The sequence below is a fragment of the Bradyrhizobium sp. P2_E8 genome (genome assembly GCF_056403875.1).
The window spans coordinates 1-2258 of the sequence record NZ_JBFUES010001120.1 but is presented as its reverse complement, the minus strand read 5'-3'; the positions used below and the strand labels follow the sequence as shown (position 1 = coordinate 2258).

The following is a 2258-nucleotide window of genomic DNA, read 5'->3' as shown; positions in this document are numbered from 1 at the left end:
TCGCAGACCAACGCGAGCGACGACACCGACAATTCCGCGCCCGCCAGGAGCGAGGCGATGGACGATCCGGCCAAGGATCCAGCCAAGGATCCAACCAAGACCGGCAAGACCAAGGACAAGCCGGAGGCGTCCGACGCCAAATCGGCTGATAGGTCCGACGAGACCAAGGGCGACAAGGCCGACGGCACCGACGGGCTCGCCGCCGCCGTCGATGCCGCAGCCGCCGCGCAAGTGGACGCGACGCAGACCGCCGTGCCCGATCCCGGCGTCGTGGTGGCCGCGCCGGTCGTGCCTCTCGATCCGAACGCTGCGGCGAACCAGGCCGGCGATGCCGCCTCCTCGCCGCTGACGATCGCCGCCGCCGGCATCGCCGCCAGCGCCTCCACCGCAGCGCGGATCGCCGGCGCCAAGACCGATACGGCGACGGCCGGCGACAAGAGCGCCAAGGCCGCAGGCGCCAAGGTCGATGCCGACACCTCGGCGACGCTCGCCGATGCTGCGACCGGCACCACCGACGGCACCGCGACCGACGCCAAGACCAATGGCGGACTGATCGCCGCCGTTGACCAGGGCACGCCGAAGACCTCGTTCAAGGCCGCCGCGACCGCGCAAGGCGCGAGCGACGTCTCCAATATCGGCCAGGACGCGGGCAAGGCGAACGCCACGACCGCGCAAACTCCGGCGACCGCGACGGGCGCCGCCGCGCATCCGCAAGCAGCCAAGCCGCAAGACGAGGCCGGCGCGACCGACGCGAAGACAGGTCCCGCCGACCGCRCCGCCGATGCAACCCCTGGCGCACCGGCCACGCACGCCCATGCGAATGCGCAAGGCCCCGTCACCGCGACCGACAGCAGCGCGCAGGCCGCCTCCGCCGTGCAGGCGCCGCTGACCAATACGACGTCGGCTGCGACGGCCTCGACCGCAACGCTCACCGCGACCGCGGCCACCTCGACGGCCGTGCCGATCAACGCCGTGCCGATCGAGATTGCAGCCGCCGCACGCGCCGGCAAGACCCGCTTCGACATCAGCCTCGATCCGGTCGATCTCGGCCGCATCGACGTGCGCATCAATGTCGACCGCAACGGCCAGGTCACCTCGCATCTCACCGTCGAGAAGCCGGAGACGCTGCAGATGCTGCGGCAGGACGCGCCGCAATTGCAGCGCGCGCTCGACGATGCCGGCTTCAAGACCGGCAGCAACGGGCTCTCGTTCAGCCTGCGCGACCAGAATTCGTCGGGGCAGAACTCCGGCCAGAACAACGACAATGGCGGCAATGCCCGCCGGCTGATCATCAGCGAGGACGACAGCGTTGCCGCAGCGCCTGTCGGGCGCAGCTACGGCCGCATGCTCGGATCGAGCAGCGGCGTCGACATCAGAGTGTGAGGAGTATTCGATCATGACCACCACGAATGCCGCCACCGCCCCATCAGTCGTCTCCGGCACGACCGACATCCCGAAATCCTCCTCGTCGAACTCGCTGAGCTCGACGACGGGATCGACGCTGGCCGGCAACTTCCAGACCTTCCTGACGCTGCTGACGACGCAGCTCCAGAACCAGAACCCGCTCGATCCGCTCGACACCAACCAGTTCACCCAGCAACTGGTGCAGTTCGCCGGCGTCGAGCAGCAGCTCAAGACCAACGATGCGCTGTCCCAGCTCGTCACCCTGCAGCAGACCACGCAGGCAACCCAGGCGCTGGGCTTCGTCGGCAAGACGGCGCTGGTCGACGGCTCGACCGCGACCATGAAGAACTCGTCGGCGACCTGGCATCTCAACGTGCCGACCGACTCGACCGTGGACGTCACCGTCGCCAATTCCAGCGGCCAAACCGTTTTCACCGGCAAATATACCGCCGCCGCCGGCACCGACATTCCCTTCACCTGGAACGGAATGGGCAATGACGGCACGCAATGGCCCGACGGCAAGTACACCATCTCGGCCACGGGCAAGGACGTGGCGGGCAACAATGTCGGCATCGCCGCCCAGGTGCAGGGCGTGGTGTCGTCCGTCGACCTGACTCAGTCGCCGCCGCTGCTCACCATCGACGGCGCCAGCTACACGCTGAGCCAGGTGAAGAGCATCATCGCGACGAGCAGCAACTGAGGTGAGCGCGTAGGCCATACATTAAGGTGTCATCCCGGCGAAGGCCGGGATCCATAACTACGGTAGGAAATTTGGCGAAGACATTCTCGGTACTGCTACCTGCGTCCTATCGTTAGATCACGCGGTATGGGTCCTGGCGTTCGCCAGGACGACG

At 67.7% G+C, this 2258-nt stretch carries 2 protein-coding genes; both read left to right on the top strand.

Features of this window, described 5'->3' with window-relative positions:
* Positions 1 to 1383 (top strand): flagellar hook-length control protein FliK (locus AC1D00_RS37480; protein WP_477014135.1); only part of this gene is annotated, 1383 nt, incomplete at its 5' end.
* Between the two features lie 13 nt (positions 1384 to 1396).
* Positions 1397 to 2104, top strand: a complete 708-nt coding sequence (locus AC1D00_RS37475) for a flagellar hook assembly protein FlgD (RefSeq protein WP_025576516.1) — start codon at positions 1397 to 1399, stop codon at positions 2102 to 2104.
* Positions 2105 to 2258: the final 154 nt, after the last annotated feature.